Source organism: Proteus sp. fly-1089 (assembly GCF_040138965.1).
Taxonomy (GTDB): domain Bacteria; phylum Pseudomonadota; class Gammaproteobacteria; order Enterobacterales; family Enterobacteriaceae; genus Proteus; species Proteus vulgaris_B.
The window spans coordinates 834294-855853 of sequence record NZ_JBEETS010000001.1 but is presented as its reverse complement, the minus strand read 5'-3'; the positions used below and the strand labels follow the sequence as shown (position 1 = coordinate 855853).

Genomic DNA, 21560 nt, shown 5'->3' with positions numbered 1-21560 from the left:
GCGTAAAATATGATTTACTTTGTTGGTTCTTCGCTTTCAGGTAAGGTCACATTTAGCTCTAATACAGAGATATCATCACCTTTTTGTTCAAATTGAACAGAAAGCATCTCTGGATCTATCTGCACATATTTACAGATAACACCTAATAAATCTCTTTTCATATCAGGTAAATAAGCTGGCTCGCTATCACCACGGCGACGTTCAGCGACGATAATTTGCAAACGCTCCTTGGCAATATTAGCTGTCGGCTTTTTACGCGACAGGAAAAAATCTAGTAAAGCCATCTTTTACCCCCCAAAAAGGCGTTTCAGAAAGCCTTTTTTCTCTTCTTCAATAAAACGGAATGGATGTTCTTCACCTAACAAACGATTTACTGTATCCGAATAGGCTTTACCCGCATCAGACTCGCTATCTAAAATAACTGGTTCACCTTGGTTAGATGAACGTAAAACAGATTGATCTTCGGGAATAACACCCAAAAGTGGAATGCATAGAATTTCAAGAACATCTTCCATGCTTAACATATCGCCACGGCTCACTCGGCCTGGATTATAACGTGTTAATAACAGATGTTCTTTAATTGGATCTTCACCGCGCTCAGCACGACGTGATTTAGAGGCGAGAATGCCTAAAATACGGTCGGAGTCACGCACAGATGAAACTTCTGGGTTTGTTGTGATGATTGCTTCATCTGCAAAATAAAGGGCCATTAATGCACCACTTTCAATACCTGCAGGAGAGTCACAAATAATAAAATCAAACCCCATTTCATCGAGTTCATCTAATACTTGTTCTACACCATCACGAGTGAGCGCGTCTTTATCTCTTGTTTGTGAAGCAGGGAGTATAAATAGGTTCTCTGTACGCTTATCTTTAATCAATGCTTGATTTAAAGAAGCATCACCCTGAATAACGTTAACAAAATCATAAACAACTCTACGTTCACAACCCATAATAAGGTCTAAATTACGTAACCCAATATCAAAGTCGATAACAACCGTCTTATGACCTTTTTGAGCGAGGCCGGTAGAAATGGCCGCGCTGGAAGTTGTTTTACCAACCCCACCTTTACCTGACGTAACAACAATAATGCGTGCCATGGAGTGATTCCTTGTCGATGCTCTAAATTAAGTTCTCGATTGTTAATTCATTCTCTTGCAAACTCAGTTGTACTGATTTACCAACAAAGTCTGTAGGAATTTGATCGCTTAGCCAATATTGACCAGCAATGGAAACAAGTTCAGCAGACAGATGCGTACAAAAAATATGACTCTCTTGATCACCCGATGCGCCAGCCAGTACACGTCCACGCAAAATACCGTAAACATGCACATTACCATCAGCAATTAATTCAGCGCCCGCACTTACATTACTAATAACCACTAAATCGCTATTTTGAGCATAAATGCGCTGCCCTGAACGTACAGGGGTATGGATGATTTTTGTTTTTTGACGCGCAACTGACTGTGCTTCATTCGTTTTATCGTTATTTGCCTGAGTTGTTGGCTTAGCTATTTTACCCTCATTTAAGATAGGTAACTGTGCGGCAATTATCGCTTCTTTCTGTTGAGCGTTTGAACTACCACTAATTCCCACGACACGTAAGCCAGCATCTTCTACAATTCGCCTCAGTTTTTTAAAATCAATATTATCATCTGCTAATGCAGAGACATTGATAACCACAGGCGCGTTTTTCAGAAATTGAGGCGCTTGTGCAATTTTTTCTGAAATTGCCTGACGAATAACTTTCGGTGTTCCATCATTTAAATGAAGTACCGAAAGGGTAAAATTACTGCCTTTTAACTCAATGGGCGTGTTTGACATCTATCTGACTCAGTAAATTTTTTATAATCTGGCACAAAAAACCAGAGACGATATTACGAAAGTATATAAGCATGTTATATTTACTAAAATATTCAGGCAAGTCGCTTATTTTAATAATTAGAGTTTAATGAAAATGATTTGTGCAATTTACCGTAGTACCAAGCGTGATCAAACTTATTTATACATCGAAAAAAAGGATGATTTTTCTCGAATTCCGGACGAATTATTACAAAGTTTTGGAGAACCTCAGTTTGCAATGTTGCTTAATCTCGCGGATAGACAGCGTTTAGCGCATGCTGATATTGAAAAAGTCAAAAAAGCATTAGTTGAGCAGGGTTTTTACTTACAAGTTCCACCACCTGTCGAAAGTATGTTAAATACTTATTTAGATGAATTAAAAAAATCAGAAAAAACTGAATAAATCATCGAGATAAAAGGAGCATAAATGTTCAAATATTCGTTCATCGCTGTGATTGTTTCTGGTTTAATGCTGTCAGCCTGTACTAATAGCCAACAAAAATTGGCAGAAAGACAAATTATCGCACCAGAGGCAACGGCAGTTGAAACACAAAAAACACCTCGATGGAAACAAGTGAATATTGCATCATTAGAACAGGCCTTTCCTAAAGATGCTCGCACAGCTGCACAATTTCCTGCTTATGTTGAAGCACTGAAATTGAAAGCGGCTCAATTGGGATATAAACAAGAAACAATAGATTTTGCTTTTTCAGAGGCACATTTTATTGAACGAGTGATTAAATCTGATCGAAATCAACCAGAAAAGAAAATTACACTCGATGTTTATCTACCGCGCATTGTCACTAATGGTCGTCTAAATCAAGGCGCTAATCTTTATCAAGAAAATCAATCAACCTTAGAGTTAATTAGCAAAAAATATGGAGTGCCTGCGAACTATATTGTTGCGTTATGGGGGCTTGAAAGTGGCTTTGGTAAAGTGCAAGGTAAAGAAGATGTCGTTTCTGCGCTGGCTACATTAGCGTTTGAAGGTCGTCGAGAAGAGCTATTTACACGCCAACTTATGGCAGCACTTGAAATTATCGAGGAAGGACACTTACCGCAAGGACAGCGCTTGAAAGGCTCTTGGGCGGGAGCAATGGGACAAACTCAGTTTATGCCATCTTCTTTCCTTACTTATGCTGCAGATGGCAATGGTAACGGAAAAATAGATATCTGGAATACGCGTGAAGATGCATTTGCTTCGGCTGCTAATTATTTAGCGACTGAAGGCTGGAAAAGTGGACTTCCTTGGGGGGAACAGGTTACTTTATCAGTAGATTTTAACCAGCAACTTGAAGGTATTAAGGCCGAGCAACAAAAAACGGTTGCTCAATGGAAAGCATTAGGCGTTCAATTACCTGCTAATAGCCAATTAAGTGACGATATGCAGGTATGGTTAATAATTCCAGATGATGATTTACACAGAAGTTATTTAGTGACACAAAACTTCCGCACAATTATGCATTGGAATAGTTCTTACTTCTTTGCCCTTAGCATTGTCACAATGGCTGATGGCGTTGCTAATAAAATAAACTCACTGCCTAACGCGAGTTAGCCCTATTTGCAGTGAAATAAAACACAGCAATTTACCTAAAAGGAACACATTATGTATCAACATCGGGATTGGGAAGGTGCGTTACTTGATTTCCCTGTCAATAAAGTAATTTGTGTGGGTAGTAACTATGCAAATCACATTAAAGAGATGGGGTCAGTTCGTTCAGAAGAACCAGTGATTTTTATCAAGCCAGAAACCGCTATGTGCGATCTTCGTCAACCTATTGCAATTCCTAAGGATATGGGTGCTGTTCATCACGAAATCGAATTAGCTGTACTTATCGGTCAGCCACTCAAGCAAGCCAATGAAGATCGAGTTGATCGCGCAATTGCGGGTTTCGGTATTGGTCTTGATCTCACGTTACGTGATTTACAAGGTAAATTGAAAAAAGCAGGACAACCATGGGAAAAAAGTAAAGCGTTTGACGGTTCTGCACCACTGTCAGGTTTTATTCCCGTTAATTCTTTTGGTGATCCACAAAATGTCGATTTAATGTTACGTGTTAATGATGAGATTCGTCAGCAGGGTAACAGTCGTGATATGCTTACCCCTGTTTTACCCCTTATCAGCTATATGTCTCGCTTTTTTACCCTACGTCCTGGTGATGTGATTTTAACGGGAACACCTGAAGGTGTCGGCCCTCTAGAATCGGGTGATATGTTGGTATTAAGTGTTAACGAGCATCAGCTGACAACGCGGGTTATTTAATTCGTATCAGATGAGCAATAAGGTAATAACGTAGAGATGACAAAGGCTTTTTGGCAGACTAAAACATTAGATGAAATGAGTGATGATGAGTGGGAATCACTTTGTGACGGGTGTGGGCAATGTTGTTTACACAAGTTAATGGATGATGATACCGACGAAATATATTTTACCAATGTCGCTTGTAATCAACTTAATATTAAGACCTGCCAATGCAGTAATTACGAAGATCGTTTCCGTTATGAGCCAGATTGTATCAAGCTTACTCGGTATAATTTACCAACATTTGAGTGGTTACCACTGACATGTGCGTATCGTCTTCTTGCTGAAGGCAAAACATTACAAAGTTGGCACCCACTTATTGCAGGAAATAAAGCAAAAATGCACCAAGGTAATATATCTGTAAGGTATATTGCAGTGCCAGAAACGGAAGTTGAAGATTGGGAAGATCATATTCTTAATCGTCCGAAAGGGCGTGGTTAATTAAAAACTAACAACGTTGCGGAATTCAATTATTAAAAGCCCTTTTCGGGGCTTTTTTCCATTTAAAGACGGATTATTTTTTCTCCGAATATAGCAGCTTGCCCGCCAACGCTAACACTAAGAATTTCTTGAGCGTGTGAATTAATCGTCACTTCAAGCAACGATGAGCATCCCATCGCACGGCCTTGTTCTAAAAGAAAATGAGTTTCATTAGGAAAAACGTAATTGACCAAATAGCAGCCTAATGCTCCACTAGAACTGCCTGTTGCAGATTCTTCATTGATACCATACAAAGGTGCAAAATTTCGGCAATGAGCTGTAATGGCGATGTCTTGACTTAATTCAAATACGTGAAAACCGATGGTATCAAATTCACGACTTAGATCCGCAATCACATCAAAATTGGGTTGTAAAGTATCTAGTGAGCCTGGTTGCACAGGCACAATGATATCGTGTAAACCTGTTGAAATGATCGTAATGGGTAAGCCAGTTTTTTCAATAACATCACGGTGTATACCCAATGCTGTTGCGACAACATCAATATTAGGGCCTTGACGCATAACAGGACGTGTTTGCTCCATAACAATATTTTGTGAGCTTACTGCGACACTTAGAATACCTGCTTTTGTTTTTTGCGTGTAATTACCCGACTCAATGAAATTAAGCGAAGCTAGAGTAAAGAAAACGGCTAATGTCGCATGCCCACAAAAATCAACTTCTCCTTCTGGAGTAAAAAAATCAACCTTAAAGTCTGTCTCTTTGCCTGTATAGACAAATGCCGTTTCAGAAAAGCCGACTAGGCGCGCAATTTCTATTTTTTGTTTATCACTTAGATTAGGGGGGTTAAGTACGACACCGGCAGGATTACCTCCAGAATTATTGCGGGTAAATGCGTTTACAAGATATACCTTTATTTTGTGCTCGGTGGTGAGGATAGCGCTGTTTTTCATCTGGATTTTCTCGTGTTATAACTCAATTCAATTTAAATTTTTATATAAAGTCTAATATGGATAATTGTTGGTAAGCTTTAGATTTATATAGTAAAAAATGATGATAGTTCCTTTTTATTAGATGTGAATAATAGTACATATGAAAAAATAAATCGCTAGGAGCTTCCCACGGATTAGAAGTATTAATAATTCAAGAACAACAAGCAAACTGTAATATAAATAATTTTCTCTTTATTGATGATAATAAAGAGAAAATTATTCCATATAAAAATATATGTAGAAAACTTGTTGACTAAATAAGAATTATATCCCATGATTATTCTCATGGTGGAAATTTAGTCTTCACCAAACCTAATAAGTTTTAAACCTCGCTTAATGCGGGGTTTTTTGCTTTTGGAGACAGTGAAAATAAATATCCATCATAAACGGTGTCTGTAATATTTGATGTTTAGAATTCTTACTCACCGTTTTTTATTTCTTAGCAAAATTCTGAGTTGTAAATTGTGATTAAAAATAACCTCATTAATACGATGGGGTTTTTGTGTTGCAGTTTATAGCTGGAATACATCATCGAGAGAAAATAGGATTTTTCTCTTTTAACAAAAATCTCGCTTCGGCGAGTTTTTTTGTTTCTTTATTTAAAAAGGAATTTTATATGAAACGTATTACACCTATTATTTTATCATTTTTGATGATCTCCACTAGTTATGCAAATACCGATATAACTGTTGAACCTAATACTAATATTGGATCTTCATTGTTAACTTCGGCGCGTGATATTTCCATGCGTTCAATGAATGATGAAAATTGTGGTATTGGTTGTCCATTAGGCGGAAGCGAAACCACTATTCAGCGCGATGTTTATACACTAAATAATAATAGTGAAACCAAGTTTGCAGACTGGGTTGCTTATTTAGTAACTAAAGACAGTATCGGTAGTGGTAAAGCACGTAATTGGAAAAAAGATCCAGCTTTAGGTAATGATGAAACCTTATCGCCAGCGGATTATAAAAATGCCAATGCCACATTAAAAGTTGATCGTGGTCATCAGGCGCCTTTAGCTTCATTGGCTGCGTTACCTGGTTGGAATGCACTTAACTATCTTTCTAATATCACACCACAAAAAGCAGATTTAAACCAAGGTGCGTGGGTACGATTAGAAGATCAAGAGCGTAATTTGGCCAAAGCAGGCCACAAAGTCTTTACAGTGACAGGCCCTATCTATGAAAGAGATATGGGAAAATTGCCAAGTACAGATAAAGATCACACAATTCCAAGTGCTTATTTTAAAGTGGTTTTTCTAAATGATTCTCCAGAAAATTCCTCTTATGCGGCGTTTATTATGGATCAACAAACACCGAAAAAAGCAGATTTTTGTGAATTCCAAGTAACAGCGGCAGAAGTGGAAGCACGTACAGGTTTAACACTTTGGAGTGAGTTACCTGAAAACGCTCAAGATGTGAAAACTCAAGCAGGTGAGTTAGTTAAAAAAATGGGGTGTACGGTATTAAAGTAATTATTTAAACCTGCATACTACTAATAAAAGGTCACTTTATTTAGTGACCTTTTTCAATATAAATTAACTATTTTCTAAATTAATTAGCTGATGACGTTGATTAAAGAATTTTTTATAGGTTAAGTAACATGCAATTATGGTCGAAATGCTGGCTGTTGCCATCAACATAAACGTCACCATAATTTGATATTTCACGGCTTGTAATGGATCAACCCCTGCAAAAATAAGGCCTGACATCATACCTGGTAAGCTTACAATACCAACTGTTTTTGCTGCATCAACCGTTGGGATTAATGAAGATTTAATACTGTCTCTGATAATACTCATCGAGGCTAATTTCGGGGTAGCTCCAAGGCTTAACATCTCTTGTAATTGCTGTTGCTGATTTTGAAAACGTTGCCCTAAATTATTATAACAAAGGCCAGTTGCTATCATTGCGTTACCTGCAATCATTCCGGTAATAGGGATGATTTGAATAGGAGTAAAAGCAATCGAACTGGTGAGTAATAAAATAGTTAGGGTTAATAATGCCCCAGTTGTAATAGCAGTAAAAGAGATAAGAAAAATATCTTTAACATATTTACTGCGTTTTTTGGCGTTATGTGCCGCGTTATAACAGATAAATAGCACCATTAAAAAGGTGAGAATAAAATGGTCTACATGGAATATATAGGTCAATACATAGCCAACAATTAAGAGTTGGATAATAGCCCTTGCGGTACTCCAAATAATATCCTTTTCTAATGATAATTTTTCTTTACGGCTAATTAGAATAGCCACAAGAACGAGTAAAAGTGAGAAAATAAGAGATTCATTGCTAATCGTATGTTCGTTCATAATATTATGTTCGGCTCATAACAAAAAGGTGACTGATAAAGAAATAAAGAATCAGGCATCATTGTGAGAAGGTAATAAAATCACATCATCAGCGTGTTTTATTTCATTTTGATCGTGAGTGACCCATAAAACAGCGAGTTTTTGATCTTTAACATAATGATGAATAACCTCATTCACTTTTGTTTTGTTATCTTCATCTAATGCACTGGTTATCTCATCAAGTAATAAGATTTTTGGCATAAATTGTAAGTTTCTTATCAGCGAAATACGTTGCCTTTCTCCGCCTGACAGTTCGTTTATTCCTTTTTCTTTAATAGAAATAGGCAAACAAAAATAATCTAAATCGTGTGCAATTTTCTTATCATCAACGGAGACTTTTCGTAAAAAATAAGGAAATTTAAGATTATCGTAAACCGTTTCACCAAATAACATGGGTGTTTGTGTACAATAAGATACTTGTTGACGATATTCTTCAGGAGAGAAGGTTAAATAATCTTTCTGCTCAAAGAAAATAGAACCGCTGGTGGGAGAGAGCAGAGAAGCGATAATCTTAAGCAAGGTGCTTTTACCACAACCAGAAGGACCGGTGATAAGTTTAAATTCGCTAGGGTGAAGTTCAAAATTGATATTATCAAGAATTTTTTTGTTATTAACTTGATAACCTATTTTATCAAGTCGTAAAAGTGTGCTTTCCATTCTTATTCCAAACTTAGAAGAGAGAATAATTATCATTATACAGAATTAACGATAAAAAAATCCTGCGCTAAATCAGCTATAAGTAATTCTATTACAGCTCAAGTATAGAAGAATAAGAATAAGGCTAATAAAAAAGATAAATTTATTTTACGATCTTCAAATACCACTGTTGGATATCGTTGATTATTTCATCTGTTAAACGCTCACCTTGTTCATTATAAAATCCATGATCTAACTTATCGTACTTAATAAAAATTATGTTAGGTTGATTAATGCTCTGATTTAGTAGATGGAAAGCCTCGACATTCACATTAGTATCATTGAGCGTTTGGATAATAAGAACAGGAGTTTGAGTGTTATTTTTAATAACATTAAGTAAATCAATTGAAAAGAACTGTTTCCACCATAAAGGACTATGTTCACCAATATTTTGGTCATCATCAATTTGGTTATTTTTTATTGCATCAGCAAATTGTTGAAAGCCTTTTACTGCATCTTCAACGTGTTCTTTTGGTGTGGTATGACGGATGTTATAAAGAACATCATCAAGAAAAAATCGTCCACCGCCATTTAAAGCGACAGCCGCGTTAATATCGTTACGTTTAGCTACCACTAAATGCACCATCGTCGCACCTTCACTTCCGCCGATTAAAACAATATTCGGATAATGAGGGGATAATTCATCTAAAACTGCATCATAATCTTGCATTCTTTGGTTGGGGTTGTCATGAAGTGTATACTCTTTAGGGCAATCAGCCCGTTCTTCTCCGCTTTGAATATAAGATAATTGAGCAGTAATACCATATTTTTCCACCATCAAAACATCGCTATTGGGTAACCATTGCCCAAATATTTCTTGAATAAATGCATTATTTTTGATGCTGTTACAATCAGAACCTTGCATTAATACAAGTAAAGTTTGATTGTTTTCCGCTCGTTTATCTAAATAATAGTTAATTTCACTGCCCTCTGTACGCAAAAGGGTATGGGTAGAGATTTCTGCATAACTGGCAAAAGAAGGTAACAAAAAAGCAGATAATAAAAAGAGAAGTGAAATATGCATGATATATAGATCCACTTGTGTAGAGAGAGCAGAAGGAAAAATAATATTTATTTTTTGAGGGACAACTCATTAATTTAGTCAATTATTTAGTAGAAACAAGAGTTGAAAAAGCCATTACATAGTTCATCACTATAAAATTAATATACTCTTAATAAGAATAGCCTGAACGAGTCAGGCTATTTGAGAATAAATCAGTGAATTGGCACGTAATAATCAATTTCTAAAGTACGGGGTATTTCCATTAAATCAACGTCAGTTTCTATACTGACATATCGTTCAATATCAGCGCCTAACCGGCGACATAAGCCTAATGCGGGTAATGTATAAAAATAAATCTTCATCGCAAATTGCTTATATTCTTCTAACGTTCCTTTAAATTGAAATCGAACATAACGCCCACCTTCAATCACTCTTTTTCTAAATCCACTGGTTTTTGTAAAGTGATCTAAACTATTTAAGCCAATCTCATAGTCAATTTGGATTTTATTTTTACGCAATGTATTGGGCTGATAAGAAATAAGCACTGTACTTTCTGTAAAGTTTTTATCTGTATAAAGTAAAAAATCATTCCAAAATTGATGACGAATATCTTCATGTAATTTACCAATATCTTCTATAGAGCAAAAATATTGATATTGCATGCCATAAACATAGCTATCTGGTAAATCCATAATTTTAGGAATGGGCAGATCAACAACATCAAAATTAATTGGTGGCTGAAAATTATTACCACAAAGATTATCCAGTTTGCGGTATTCAGTCGGCGTAACGCCAAATGTGGCTTTAAACCGGCGAGTAAAAGATTGTTGAGAATCAAACTGATAGCGTAATGCCACAGTAAGAATAGGTAATTTTGTCAACCGCAATTCTGTTGCCGCTTTGGTTAAACGCCGTCCACGAATATAGGAAGCCAGTGTTAAACCCGTTGCTTGTTTAAATACACGTTGCAAGTGCCATTTTGTATAGCCAGATTTAATCGCCACATCATCAAGTAGCAACGGTTTTTCCAGATTTACCTCAATCCAGAGAAGAAGTTCTTTGATAATTTCTATATTAAATGTGGATAAGGTATTAGAGGGGATAAGCCCATTGTACTGAGATGACATGATAATTTCCTGAAAATATTTTGTTCAGTTTACACGAAACTGATACCCATATATTATTACATACTTATGGTATGTTTTAAGGGTTTTATCATGAAAATAAAATCACGGCAACAAGAGAATTCAGAGCAAACACGCACAGCATTACGTGAAGCAGCACAAGAACTATTTATAAATCAAAACTATTGTGATGTTTCCATTGATGAAATATCACGTCATGCAAGAGTGACGAAAGGGGCGTTTTATCATCATTTTAGTAATAAGAAAGCGCTGTTAAAAGAGTGCTATCTTTTTCAAGTTGATAGCGTTATGAAGCAACTGGTTAAAATTCCTACTTATGATGATAAATGGCAAGAACTTGAAGCCATTTTTAGTTTTTGTGTTGATCATATTTACCAACATAAAGACAAGCTTATTCCGCTACAAGAGATTATTTCAGTTTTGGGCTGGAAAGAATGGGATGAAATTGATGCACAAATTCTTATTCCTCGAATCAAATTCTGCGTAGAAACACTCTATTCTAAGCAAGAAATTTGCACTTACTCTCCTGATATTGTCGTTAATTTAATCTATGGTTTTCTCACTCATATTGCGATTAACTTAAAAAATGAAGCTACATTACAAGAAAATGCCTGCAAGGATTTTAAGAGGATTTTTTTTGATTTTTTGATGGGAATAAAACAAGCTTCAGCAAAGGTGAAAAATAATCAATAGCACAAAAAGTATAATGATTTGATGTACATTGGAACAAGATTATAAAACTTAAGGATACGCATGTTATGACAATAGAAATACCTAAAAGCCATTTCACTGCAACAGGTATTGTATTTAATGAACAAGGGCAGTTTCTTTTCCATTTACATCCCAAGATAGGATATTGGCTACCACCAGGAGGCCATATCGAAGAAAATGAAGAACCACAAAATGCTGCATTAAGAGAAATAGAAGAAGAAACGGGCTTATTGTGTGAATGCTTGTGTTACCAGCCGGAATTTAACCTTGGTTTAAATCTTGATTTAAATAATGGTGATGTTATTGAGCTTGTTAAACCCTTCGCTATTTTAAAAGAACCTATTCATGATAAAAAACAAGGATTTCATTATCACATTGATATGATTTATCTTTGTAAACCGCTAAAAAACAGTCAATTGACAAATAAATCTTTCCAATGGCTTTCTTTGGATGAACTAAAAAAAAGAGATGCACCGTTGAATGTGATAAGACTTATTGAACTAACAGAAACGTTATTAATAAAAAAGCTCATTTAAATTTCTTAATAAAGTGAAATGAAACTCAATAAAGAGACAAATAAGATGGTTTTTGGAAACTATCTTATTTTTATTGGAAATAAACTATTTTTAATATTGGGTTTAAATAAATAATGTAATTAAATAAATTAATGTTAATAGGTAAGAATACCTATAAAGAGACTGTGTAAGAATAAATAAAATAAAGTGCAAAAACTAAAAAATATTTAATAAATTATCTTTTTCTGAGTAAAATTAGCATCATTACGGGATATTATAGAGTTAATTTATCTCTGGCTGGATAAAACAATCGTTTATTTAGTAAATGAAAAATGCTTTTCACTACACTCTAAAGTTTTCTCTCATTATTACCGACATTATAAACAAAGGCAGATCTTATGTGCCTTTATATTCTAATGAATAGATTTTAGCCTTATTTTATTACACTAGGGAATACACTCTTTGCCAGAGAAAGGGTGCATTCTGATATCTTACAAATGTACAGGTAAAAAGCTCTGTATATTTTGATGGAATATGACCATGTTTAAAAATATCAGTATAGAAAAGACCGTTAAGGTCATGCTGGCCATTTTATTTGCGTTGATTATGAGCATTATTTATTTTAGTTATGATGCTTCCACTCGATCTTATAATAATTTCGTTTCATCAAATAGCCTAAGTCAGCAAATGTTGCTAATGGGCAAAGCTCGATATCAAATGGCTGTGATCAGGGCAAATATTAATGGGTTAGATGGGCAATTAAGGGTTAATGAAAAACCATCTGCAAAATATTTTCATCAAACAGCCGAGTATATTGAAATTACCCGCGAAGAGATCCACCGTTGGGCAGATGCTGAAAAGCTAACGATGGAAGGGCGTGAAATAGCTGACGATATGACAAAACGCTTTGATGAACTGCTCGATATTTTTACTGGGGCGTTAGAGCGATTGCGCCGAGGTGAGCTGACAACACATTCTGCCAGTGTAAAAATGGATGAGCTAAACGATATCACCATGCAATATTATGCTGTGGCTAATGGTATAGAAAATAGCTATATCGATATTGCAAAAGTATCACAAGAACGCTTAATGATAGTATCGGTTACAACTGGCGTTATCGTTATTCTATTATTTATCTTTATATTACGTTGGTTCTCTCATACCTTTATTGGCAATATCAAAATACTTATCGATATTTTTAGCAAGATGAGTCAAGGTGATTTAAGTATGCGAGTGGAAAATCAAGGGAATAATGAATTTGGTCAGTTATTCAATGAAATGAATAAGATGAAAAGTTCACTCAGCCATATGATCTCTTCTGTCAAAAATGCTGTTAACACCATTAGTGTGAGTGCAAGCGAAATAGCGACAGGAAACACTGATTTATCTTCTCGTACTGAAGAGCAAGCAAGTGCATTACAAGAAACGGTTGCAAGTATGGAGCAAATTAAAACAACGGTTGAAAAAAATGCGGATAACTCACGAGAAGCCAGTAAATTAGCTCTTACAGCGACAAGCTCTGCTCAAAATGGCGAGAGTGTTATGGATAGCGTGGTAGAAACCATGTCTTCAATCTCTGAAAGTGCAAAGAAAATAGCAGATATCAATGACATCATTAATAGTATTGCAAACCAAACCAATATTTTATCTTTAAACGCTGCCGTTGAAGCAGCTAGAGCAGGTGAGCAAGGTCGCGGATTTACCGTTGTTGCGTCAGAGGTGCGTAATTTAGCAAGCCGTAGTGCAGAAGCCGCTAAAGAAATTAATGAACTCATCACTCATTCTGTTAATAAAGTTCATGTAGGCTCTCAGCAAGTGGCTCAAGCGGGTCGTTCGATGTCAGAGATCGTGACGACAATTAATCAAGTAAATGATTTTATGCAACAGATTGCCCTTGCTTCTAATGAGCAAAGTATGGGGATCAATCAAATTGCGTTAGCAGTAAGTGAGATGGATACTGTAACGCAGCAAAATGCAGCATTAGTTGAAGAGTCAGCAGCAATTACAGCCAATATGGATGATGAAGCTCATCAATTAGCTAACTTGGTTTCACAATTTAAAGTCGATGAAGATAACGAAAAATTATCTCGCTTTGGTGTTACAAAATCATCTGAGATTCTCGATGCCCAAGAGAAGTAAACGCGACATTTCTCACTGATAAAAAAAGCCCCCTTGGCAAATCATGTCAAGAGGGCTTTTGCTTTTTTATTACTTTAATCTGAATGCTGAGTATTACGCTTTAATTTGGTTTATACAGGTATTGCCTGAAGCAACTTCTTTAATATTATGTAATGTTGTCTCACTAATACTGATCAGTGCTTCTTCAGTTAAGAATGCTTGATGCCCAGTAAATAACACATTATGACAAGAAGAAAGGCGACGGAAAATATCGTCTTGAATAACGTCATTGGATTTATCTTCAAAGAAAAGATCGCGTTCATTCTCATAAACATCCATACCCAGGGCACCAATTTTGCCTTGTTTTAAAGCATTAATCGCTGCAGCAGAGTCAATTAATGCACCACGGCTGGTGTTAATAATCATCACACCGTCTTTCATTTGTGCAAAAGCAGCTTCATTTAATAAATGATGGTTATCTGCGGTTAACGGGCAATGTAATGAAATCACATGAGAGTTTGCGTAAATTGTAGCTAAATCGACATATTCAGCACCCAAATCAAGTACGGCTTGATTTGGGTAAGGATCATAGGCCAGTAATTTCATACCAAAACCTTTTAATATGCGTAATGTTGCTAATCCAATTTTGCCAGTACCAATAATACCCGCAGTGCGGTTATGCATATTAAAACCGGTTAGACCTTCTAATGAGAAGTTTGCATCGCGAGTACGCTGATATGCTCTGTGTATACGGCGATTTAAGGAGAGCATCATACCAACAGCATGTTCTGCAATAGCCTCTGGTGAATAGGCTGGAACACGGACAACCGTGATACCCAATTCAGCAGCTGCTTCTAAGTCAACGTTATTAAAGCCCGCACAGCGTAAAGCAAGTATGCGAATATTAAGGCTAGCTAGTTCCTGCAAAACCGCGCGATTTGCATCGTCATTGACGAAAATACAAACAGCATCTGCGCCAACGGCATTTTTTGCGGTTTGTTCTGTCAAATTAAAATCGAAATATTCAATATCATAATGATATCCATTATGTTGATTGACCCATTCCATGTGCTTACGATCATAATGTTTAGTACTATAGGAAACGATTTTCATCCAGTCTTCTCTACTCTCGATTAAAATTTTTGTTCAGAGGCTGGAAAAACAAGAATTATCCTGCCCCAATATGAAAGAAATTAATACTATCATTATAAACAATTTAGCGAGGTAAGTGGATGATTCAGGTTTGTTTAAAAGGAATATGATGTGTTGTTAAGAAAAACAATCAAATGGACAGGGACGATACTGGTAGGTGTAGGCCTAATCGGCACTGCGTTGTGGGCGTCTATCCCTCGTTGGTTGCCTGTTATTGCTAAATCTTACCTACCTGAAGGTGTCTCACTTTCATTATCCCAGCCTCAATTACAGCGAGCAGGTATTTCTATTGAGAATATCGCATTAACGACAGCCAGTTGTACTTTAGCAAGTATTGACAATTTTGCTTTTTCTTATCGAAAAGAACAGACTGATAAACTGCAATTTAATAGCCAGCAGCTCACTATTGATGAACATTGTTTTTCAACGATGCCACCTAATAAACAGGAAGAAACGGCAACAGTGCCTGTTGAGATAAATTCATTATTAACATCGATACCATACTTAGCCGTCAATATAGAAAATGTATTTTTAAAAGAAAACACTCGCTATCAAGGTGCACTACAGCTAAAGACACAACAAGGTGGCCGATTAGTGACGTACCAAGGAGAAAATGCTCAACTTGGTATTTTTATTAGAGACAATAAATGGCTAGATATAAAGCAATTTAAAGTAAATTTACCTGATGACAATAATATTGAACTTGCTGCTGAAATAGCGTTACCCCTTGATATTGCCTCATTACCTGAAAAAGGTACGATTGATGCGACTTTATTAACCTCCCATTATGCTTATCCCTTAGTTCTTATTCTTGAATGGGTAGGACAATCAGGCACTATTTCACTAGCGGAACAAGGGGGAGGCCATGCATTAGCTCTATTACCTTGGCATGTTACTCCCGAAAATATAAAGATTGAACAAGGTCGTTGGGAATGGTTTGGATTAGATCAACCATTACGTGGTGGCGTTAATATTAATATTGCCCAATGGCAAAAAGGCCTGTCTGATTTAAGATTAACTGCGCGATTAAATGTAATGACAGAAGGTAATGCAGGAAAAGGAAATTTAGTCATTTCGATCCCTGAAACTGCCGTAAATTTGCTAGATGCACATATTCCTATTCAAATTACAGGTGTGGTTAATAAACAATTAATGCAAGCCAGTACGCAATTACCTGTTTATGTAACGGGGACATTAGCTGATCCTACTATTGAATTTCAATCTGGTTCATTACTTCGCTTTAAAGGCCCATTAACTGAAACGCTCACTATAAAAGATGCTCGCTTACCATTAGCAGGAACAACATTTTCATCAAAAGGTTTTAACGGACGTTTAAATGCGATTGTTGTCGCACAAGACAGTATTTGGGGCGACTATCGTATTCATTTTCAAGGTAAAGCAATTGATTTTTTACCTGATAATGGAATGTGGCAATGGCGTTATTGGGGAGAAGGGAATTTATTGCCTTTAAAAGCTCGTTGGGATATTGCAGGTACAGGGTATTGGGCTGATAAATTGGTCAGTTTTGAAAAACTTCAGACAGGGTTTGATGTTTTAAAATACCAAAATACAACGATGACGGCACCTCGATTATCTTTAGAGAGCCCATTTCGTTGGGTAAGAGATGATAAAAAACCAACATTTGGTGGAAAATTAAAATTAACCAGTCAACGTATAGACTTTCCCGCTGGTGGCTTTCTAGATAGAACCGATTTTATTGCCACAATCAGTGGTAAATCGCCTTTCAATTTTAATATGAAAGGTGAATTAAGTGCCAAACCCAATATAGGACCAATTGCAATAAATACACGTTGGGATGGCGCAAGATTAAGAGGGCAAATGCGTTGGCCTTCACAACCTATTAATGTTTTTCAATCGCTCTTACCTGAAGACTTAGGGATCACTCTTGATAAAGGTGAACTCTATACCCAAGCAGACTTTTCTATTGCACCAGAACAAGGATTAATTGCTGGTGGTCACCTTGTTGTTAAGCAGGGGGGAATGTGGCTTAAAGATGGTGTTTTAGAAGGTTTAGATTTTATTTTGCCTTGGCGTTTAAATGGCGACGAGTGGCAGTTAGGTGTTAAACAGCCTGTCCAGCTACGTATAAAGCGTGTTAATAATCTTTTTGATATGACGGATATTACGGCTGATCTTCAAGGTTTTTACCCTGCAACAGAAAATAAACCGTTAGTTTTATCTAATGTGAATGTAGCCATGCTTGATGGGACCATTTCATTGGCAAAACTCAAAATTCCACAACATGATGCAGCGATTATTTCTCTTGATAATATTCAATTAAGTCATCTTTTTACTTTGTTAAAAGTGACGCAGTTTGCGGCATCAGGTAAAGTTAGTGGTGAGTTTCCATTCTTTATTAATAATAATCAATGGATTATTAAAGATGGATGGCTTGCTAATTCATCTTACTTGACGTTAAGGCTTGATAAAGATTTTGTTGATTCAATTGACGATAATAATATGTCAGCAGGCATTGCTATGGCATGGTTACGTTATTTAGAAATTAGCCGTTCTTGGACTCGCGTCAATTTAAGTAATTTAGGTGAGTTAATATTAGAGGCTGAAATTCAAGGAACGAATCCTCTAGAAGATAAACGCAGGCAAGTTAATCTCAATTATCGGCACGAAGAAAATGTCTTTCAATTATGGCGAAGTTTACGATTTGGCTCACAATTGGAAGAGTGGTTAGAAAAAAGCTTATCAGATTTAGGGAGTGAGTCAGAGTGAAACCCTTATTTTTAAAAAAACTATTTTTATTAACGGCTTTAATGATGGGAATATCGGCGTTAACAGGATGTATTAGACTAGAAGTCGCTACGCCCGATAAGCCGATTAATATTAATATGAATGTTAAAATTGAACATGAGATTAATGTAAAAATAGACCGGCAAGTTGAAGATCTCTTAAAAAATAACAGCGCCATTTTTTAAAGGATAAATGATGAATTATAAAAAATATCTCTTAAGCTTTGGTCTAATGATAGTTTTAACTAGTGCAAATGCCATAGCATTAACGCTTGATGAAGCAAGATCACAAGGATTAGTAGGAGAAACCTTTAGTGGTTATATTGAGCTTGTGCAAACTAATAACAAGCAAGCTCAACAACTTGCAGATGAAATAAATCAAGCAAGAAAAGCAAAATATGCTGAAATTGCTAAAACTAACCAAGTAACACCTGAATCTGTTGCTCGACTTGCAGGTGAAAAATTAGTCGCAAGAGCTAATGAAGGTGAGTTTGTAAAGGGTATTAATGGAAAATGGGTAAAAAAGTAGTTAAATCTTAAATAGAGACTTAACCTTATTTAATTTTTAAAGCACGATATATTATAAATATCTATCGTGCTTTTTATTATTAATTTTAATGACTAATCATTAAAATTAATAATATCGTTATTGATCATGACAATGAAATTAATATTTGAGCGTATATAACCGGGTGAAGGAGGCATACTATCTTTTTTAACATAGTTAACTAAAAAGTAGAATTCAGTCTCTCCATCAATCAATTCTTCAGTAAATTCGCTTTTTTTGTTAAGATTGATAGGTCTTTCTTCCTCATTATACAATAATTGAAAAGCAATATTATTGCTTGCATCGGGAGCACTGATTATATTTTTCAAGTAACCTGTAGTATTATCAATACTCGTATTTTCAATTTTTAAGCGAATATCCCCATTGCTTTTAGAACAGTCTTTTATGACAATAATAATAATATGGTTGTCAATATCTGCTAATGTTCCTGCTGCATGTGACGAAAAATCATTTTTATTAACAGAAAGTCTATCGCTAATATTTTCATGGATATAATCAATGTTACAACTCGAGGTGAATTCATGATCACCGCGTCTAGCTGTTGATGGCAATGAAAAAGATGAAAGTAGTAGTATAATAATTAAATAGATAATATTTTTCATAATTTCTCTTGATAAATTAAATTTAAAGACAGGTAACTTCTTTTTTTATCAGACTTTTTTTCTTTTCATCAAAACTTAAATTATAATTAAATTGACACTGTTTATCTTCACCCCATTTTACTTTTATTAATCCATTATCAGGAATGCCAGAAAGAAAAATAATATTTTTTTCTGTTACTAACCCCTGAGAAATAATATTATCCTCTTTATCTAGTACGGTAACTTTTGAGGCAAAAGGAAGGGGTGTTATTGATTTAAAAATAATACGATAACCAGTTTTCATTGGGAAAGTAACTTTAGATATTGCACCTAATGTAGGAATAATACTTTTACTATAATATTCTGTTTCAACGGATTGGGGGAGTGTTGCCGCGTTTAGTTTGATTTTGTTTATTCGATAAGGCGTAATGTTATTCAAAATTAAATTACCAAAGATATCTGTTTCTAAATTAGGTGAGAATGATGTTTTAATACCAGCAATACCTTGTGTATTAACTAATGCAAAGGTTTTTCCTAAACGGGGTGTCAGAGTAATACCTTCTGAATGAAGCACTAATGCACCATTAGCTAAAAAGTTAAGATTGTAGCCATTCTCTGACTTATTTCCAGAAAAACTATAAGATTGATAATTATTTTGATATCTTGTGTTAGCAGAAAATTGATTATATTTTCTTTTAGGGTGATGTGTATGTTGATAGTTTATCGAATATCCTAAATTATTATTGAGTAATGTACCACCTATATTTGTACTGTTTGTATAACGCTTATTATTAATTTGATAATTTGTTTGATTATTAATCCATTGATAATGTTCGCTGTCCCCTATAGGAATATGAAAATTAAATGAAAAATAATGATCTTGAAAATGCTTTTCTTTTTTGAAATCATACTTTAAATGATAATTCACTCTATTAAATGAGGATGAAAAAGATGCTCCAATTTCAAATTCCTTCGATGAATTATGGTATGTTTTATCGTAATAATGCAAAGAGATAAAGCCTAACTCATTAATATTCTGTGATAAAGATAATGAATAATTTTTTTTAATGTGATTTTTTGATAATGAATTATCTAGATAATGATAAAAAGATATCCCCGAAGTAAAGTAAGTTTGTGTAATAGGAATATTTTTCTGATAACGAAACTGATATTTAATTTTATCATTATTATTTTTTTCATAACTTATATCTGTGGCCAAACCACCTAAAACACCTAAGTCTAGAGATAATCCAGATAAATATTTTTGTTGATTATCCTGTTTTTTTATTGCGCTGTAAGAAGTAATTTTTTGACTCAATCCATATGAAAATTCGCTCAAAATAAAAAGAGCATTTTTATTATTAGGATGGTCAGGTAATGCGCCTGAGATGATATTATATTGATAACTTCCTTGATTTAATTGGTTAGGTAATGATGTAAAGTAGTGTGTTGAAACCTTTACTCTTCCATCTGTTTCTTTGATTTCTAAAATAAGTTTTTCACTACCTATAGAAGGTAATGAATTTAGAAGAAAAGGGCCGGGAGGAACTGTCGTTTCATAGATGATCTTATCACCCTGTTTTATGATAACTTGAGCTTGTGTATCAGCAGTTCCTTCAATAATAGGGCTATTAGCATAAAGATTTTTGTTTGAAATTAAATTATTGGATATTAATTGAAAGCCAATAATTTTATCGTTTGATAATATTCGTGTTGTAGGTGAAAATTTGCCACCATAAAAAACAGAAGAAAAAGAATTAATTTGTCTATAGGTGTAAATTGATGAAAGCTTAGATTGATAGCTATCTTTTATCCAATTAAACCCACTTTGACTACGTACACGCCAAGCTCCTATGTTAATACCTGAGTGTAAATTAAGCTTTTGTTCAAACGATTTTTTCTGATGATATTTAATCGAATAGGAATATTGAGTGAATAATGCGGTAATTCCATTATCCCAGTCTTGTTCATTGATGGCATAGTCTGTTTTTTTTATTAATGCTTTTTGTGGAATGATTAAGTTTAATTTTTGATTGGAAAATTGATATTTAAAATCAATCAAATAATCGATTAAAGGAATTATTTCCTGATTTTCTTTTGTGATTTTATAAAATTCGGTATCAATACCAAGAGAGGTTAAATCATTGATAGAAAGACAAGGAATTAACTTGTTATCTATATTTTTAAAATAAAGGAGTTTTGCCATTTTCTTTCTATTATTAATATAAATAATAGAGTGATAAAATCCTTCAGGTTTTTTATCTTCAATAAGGAGTTTAATGGTATCATCATTAATATTAGAAAATGAATTAGAATAAAGAGAGAGGAAGTTATTCTGAGCAAAAGTATCTTTGTAATAAATAGACATTAAAATAAAAA

22 protein-coding genes are annotated in these 21560 nt (G+C 34.9%); 11 read left to right on the top strand and 11 right to left on the bottom strand.

Annotated elements, in window-relative coordinates; translation table 11 throughout:
* Positions 1–14 precede the first annotated feature (14 nt).
* Genes minE through minC form a run of 3 tightly spaced genes read right to left on the bottom strand, consistent with a single transcriptional unit; the run spans position 15 to position 1824 of the window.
* Complete coding sequence (minE, locus tag ABN080_RS04000; RefSeq protein WP_072068194.1) at positions 15–284, bottom strand: cell division topological specificity factor MinE; 270 nt, start codon at positions 282–284, stop codon at positions 15–17.
* A 3-nt stretch (positions 285–287) separates the two neighbouring features.
* On the bottom strand, positions 288–1100 hold the full coding sequence (minD, locus tag ABN080_RS03995; RefSeq protein ID WP_099075461.1) for a septum site-determining protein MinD: 813 nt from the start codon (positions 1098–1100) through the stop codon (positions 288–290).
* 22 nt (positions 1101–1122) lie between these two features.
* Positions 1123–1824, bottom strand: a complete 702-nt coding sequence (gene minC / locus ABN080_RS03990) for a septum site-determining protein MinC (RefSeq protein WP_349440428.1) — start codon at positions 1822–1824, stop codon at positions 1123–1125.
* Between the two features lie 133 nt (positions 1825–1957).
* On the opposite strand from minC, the gene ABN080_RS03985 reads away from it, so the two are divergent.
* Genes ABN080_RS03985 through ycgN form a run of 4 tightly spaced genes read left to right on the top strand, consistent with a single transcriptional unit; the run spans position 1958 to position 4585 of the window.
* Positions 1958–2245 (top strand): YcgL domain-containing protein, encoded by a 288-nt coding sequence (locus ABN080_RS03985; RefSeq protein ID WP_072068467.1) that lies wholly within the window; start codon positions 1958–1960, stop codon positions 2243–2245.
* A 24-nt stretch (positions 2246–2269) separates the two neighbouring features.
* A complete protein-coding gene (locus ABN080_RS03980) occupies positions 2270–3397 on the top strand; it encodes a lytic murein transglycosylase (RefSeq protein WP_349440427.1) in 1128 nt (375 codons plus the stop codon).
* Between the two features lie 51 nt (positions 3398–3448).
* Complete coding sequence (locus tag ABN080_RS03975; RefSeq protein WP_072068191.1) at positions 3449–4105, top strand: fumarylacetoacetate hydrolase family protein; 657 nt, start codon at positions 3449–3451, stop codon at positions 4103–4105.
* A 36-nt stretch (positions 4106–4141) separates the two neighbouring features.
* A complete protein-coding gene (ycgN, locus tag ABN080_RS03970) occupies positions 4142–4585 on the top strand; it encodes a cysteine cluster protein YcgN (protein ID WP_109408109.1) in 444 nt (147 codons plus the stop codon).
* Between the two features lie 62 nt (positions 4586–4647).
* Here the strand turns inward: ycgN and ABN080_RS03965 are convergent, their stop codons facing one another.
* Positions 4648–5535 (bottom strand): PhzF family phenazine biosynthesis protein, encoded by an 888-nt coding sequence (locus ABN080_RS03965; protein ID WP_196554192.1) that lies wholly within the window; start codon positions 5533–5535, stop codon positions 4648–4650.
* Between the two features lie 691 nt (positions 5536–6226).
* Here ABN080_RS03965 and ABN080_RS03960 point away from each other — a divergent pair.
* Positions 6227–7051 carry a DNA/RNA non-specific endonuclease gene (locus ABN080_RS03960; protein ID WP_371032478.1) on the top strand — a complete coding sequence of 275 codons (825 nt, stop codon included), beginning with the start codon at positions 6227–6229 and terminating at the stop codon, positions 7049–7051.
* A gap of 63 nt (positions 7052–7114) precedes the next feature.
* Here the strand turns inward: ABN080_RS03960 and fetB are convergent, their stop codons facing one another.
* The 4 genes from fetB to ABN080_RS03940 form a co-directional block, all read right to left on the bottom strand.
* Positions 7115–7888, bottom strand: coding sequence for an iron efflux ABC transporter permease subunit FetB (gene fetB / locus ABN080_RS03955; protein WP_196554193.1), 774 nt, complete (start codon positions 7886–7888; stop codon positions 7115–7117).
* 51 nt (positions 7889–7939) lie between these two features.
* A complete protein-coding gene (gene fetA, locus ABN080_RS03950; RefSeq protein WP_340896667.1) occupies positions 7940–8590 on the bottom strand; it encodes an iron efflux ABC transporter ATP-binding subunit FetA in 651 nt (216 codons plus the stop codon).
* A 136-nt stretch (positions 8591–8726) separates the two neighbouring features.
* A complete protein-coding gene (locus tag ABN080_RS03945) occupies positions 8727–9647 on the bottom strand; it encodes an acyl-CoA thioester hydrolase/BAAT C-terminal domain-containing protein (protein WP_349440426.1) in 921 nt (306 codons plus the stop codon).
* Between the two features lie 191 nt (positions 9648–9838).
* Positions 9839–10753: a helix-turn-helix domain-containing protein gene (locus tag ABN080_RS03940; protein WP_196554195.1), complete on the bottom strand. Its 915-nt coding sequence runs from the start codon at positions 10751–10753 to the stop codon at positions 9839–9841.
* A 90-nt stretch (positions 10754–10843) separates the two neighbouring features.
* On the opposite strand from ABN080_RS03940, the gene ABN080_RS03935 reads away from it, so the two are divergent.
* The 3 genes from ABN080_RS03935 (at position 10844) to ABN080_RS03925 (ending at position 14136) form a co-directional block, all read left to right on the top strand.
* Positions 10844–11464, top strand: a complete 621-nt coding sequence (locus tag ABN080_RS03935; RefSeq protein WP_349440425.1) for a TetR family transcriptional regulator — start codon at positions 10844–10846, stop codon at positions 11462–11464.
* A 65-nt stretch (positions 11465–11529) separates the two neighbouring features.
* On the top strand, positions 11530–12018 hold the full coding sequence (locus ABN080_RS03930) for an NUDIX hydrolase (RefSeq protein ID WP_349440424.1): 489 nt from the start codon (positions 11530–11532) through the stop codon (positions 12016–12018).
* A gap of 519 nt (positions 12019–12537) precedes the next feature.
* Positions 12538–14136, top strand: a complete 1599-nt coding sequence (locus ABN080_RS03925) for a methyl-accepting chemotaxis protein (RefSeq protein ID WP_349440423.1) — start codon at positions 12538–12540, stop codon at positions 14134–14136.
* A 93-nt stretch (positions 14137–14229) separates the two neighbouring features.
* Here ABN080_RS03925 and ABN080_RS03920 read toward each other — a convergent pair whose 3' ends face one another.
* The gene (locus tag ABN080_RS03920) at positions 14230–15228 is read right to left on the bottom strand and encodes a 2-hydroxyacid dehydrogenase (RefSeq protein ID WP_196554197.1); all 999 of its coding nucleotides are present in this window, start codon (positions 15226–15228) and stop codon (positions 14230–14232) included.
* A 150-nt stretch (positions 15229–15378) separates the two neighbouring features.
* Between ABN080_RS03920 and ABN080_RS03915 the strand changes: the two genes are divergently transcribed.
* The 3 genes from ABN080_RS03915 to ABN080_RS03905 are packed head-to-tail and all read left to right on the top strand — an operon-like array spanning position 15379 to position 18561.
* Entirely contained in the window at positions 15379–18015 is a 2637-nt protein-coding gene (locus tag ABN080_RS03915; RefSeq protein ID WP_349440422.1) for a YdbH family protein, read from the top strand.
* Positions 18012–18218 (top strand): YnbE family lipoprotein, encoded by a 207-nt coding sequence (locus ABN080_RS03910; RefSeq protein WP_109408118.1) that lies wholly within the window; start codon positions 18012–18014, stop codon positions 18216–18218. Before ABN080_RS03915 ends, ABN080_RS03910 begins: the two co-directional genes overlap by 4 nt.
* Before the next feature lie 10 nt (positions 18219–18228).
* The gene (locus tag ABN080_RS03905) at positions 18229–18561 is read left to right on the top strand and encodes a DUF1318 domain-containing protein (protein WP_196554200.1); all 333 of its coding nucleotides are present in this window, start codon (positions 18229–18231) and stop codon (positions 18559–18561) included.
* A 92-nt stretch (positions 18562–18653) separates the two neighbouring features.
* On the opposite strand, the gene ABN080_RS03900 is transcribed toward ABN080_RS03905, so the two are convergent.
* A complete protein-coding gene (locus tag ABN080_RS03900; protein ID WP_349440421.1) occupies positions 18654–19202 on the bottom strand; it encodes a fimbrial protein in 549 nt (182 codons plus the stop codon).
* Positions 19203–19224: 22 nt separating this feature from the next.
* Positions 19225–21549: a fimbria/pilus outer membrane usher protein gene (locus ABN080_RS03895; protein WP_349440420.1), complete on the bottom strand. Its 2325-nt coding sequence runs from the start codon at positions 21547–21549 to the stop codon at positions 19225–19227.
* Positions 21550–21560 lie beyond the last annotated feature (11 nt).

Coding starts and splice junctions, on each gene's coding strand:
- minE (WP_072068194.1), bottom strand. CDS start 284: ATGGCTTTACTAGATTTTTTCCTGTCGCGTAAAAAGCCGACAGCTAAT.
- minD (WP_099075461.1), bottom strand. CDS start 1,100: ATGGCACGCATTATTGTTGTTACGTCAGGTAAAGGTGGGGTTGGTAAA.
- minC (WP_349440428.1), bottom strand. CDS start 1,824: ATGTCAAACACGCCCATTGAGTTAAAAGGCAGTAATTTTACCCTTTCG.
- ABN080_RS03985 (WP_072068467.1), top strand. CDS start 1,958: ATGATTTGTGCAATTTACCGTAGTACCAAGCGTGATCAAACTTATTTA.
- ABN080_RS03980 (WP_349440427.1), top strand. CDS start 2,270: ATGTTCAAATATTCGTTCATCGCTGTGATTGTTTCTGGTTTAATGCTG.
- ABN080_RS03975 (WP_072068191.1), top strand. CDS start 3,449: ATGTATCAACATCGGGATTGGGAAGGTGCGTTACTTGATTTCCCTGTC.
- ycgN (WP_109408109.1), top strand. CDS start 4,142: ATGACAAAGGCTTTTTGGCAGACTAAAACATTAGATGAAATGAGTGAT.
- ABN080_RS03965 (WP_196554192.1), bottom strand. CDS start 5,535: ATGAAAAACAGCGCTATCCTCACCACCGAGCACAAAATAAAGGTATAT.
- ABN080_RS03960 (WP_371032478.1), top strand. CDS start 6,227: ATGATCTCCACTAGTTATGCAAATACCGATATAACTGTTGAACCTAAT.
- fetB (WP_196554193.1), bottom strand. CDS start 7,888: ATGAACGAACATACGATTAGCAATGAATCTCTTATTTTCTCACTTTTA.
- ABN080_RS03945 (WP_349440426.1), bottom strand. CDS start 9,647: ATGCATATTTCACTTCTCTTTTTATTATCTGCTTTTTTGTTACCTTCT.
- ABN080_RS03940 (WP_196554195.1), bottom strand. CDS start 10,753: ATGTCATCTCAGTACAATGGGCTTATCCCCTCTAATACCTTATCCACA.
- ABN080_RS03935 (WP_349440425.1), top strand. CDS start 10,844: ATGAAAATAAAATCACGGCAACAAGAGAATTCAGAGCAAACACGCACA.
- ABN080_RS03930 (WP_349440424.1), top strand. CDS start 11,530: ATGACAATAGAAATACCTAAAAGCCATTTCACTGCAACAGGTATTGTA.
- ABN080_RS03925 (WP_349440423.1), top strand. CDS start 12,538: ATGTTTAAAAATATCAGTATAGAAAAGACCGTTAAGGTCATGCTGGCC.
- ABN080_RS03920 (WP_196554197.1), bottom strand. CDS start 15,228: ATGAAAATCGTTTCCTATAGTACTAAACATTATGATCGTAAGCACATG.
- ABN080_RS03905 (WP_196554200.1), top strand. CDS start 18,229: ATGAATTATAAAAAATATCTCTTAAGCTTTGGTCTAATGATAGTTTTA.
- ABN080_RS03900 (WP_349440421.1), bottom strand. CDS start 19,202: ATGAAAAATATTATCTATTTAATTATTATACTACTACTTTCATCTTTT.
- ABN080_RS03895 (WP_349440420.1), bottom strand. CDS start 21,549: ATGTCTATTTATTACAAAGATACTTTTGCTCAGAATAACTTCCTCTCT.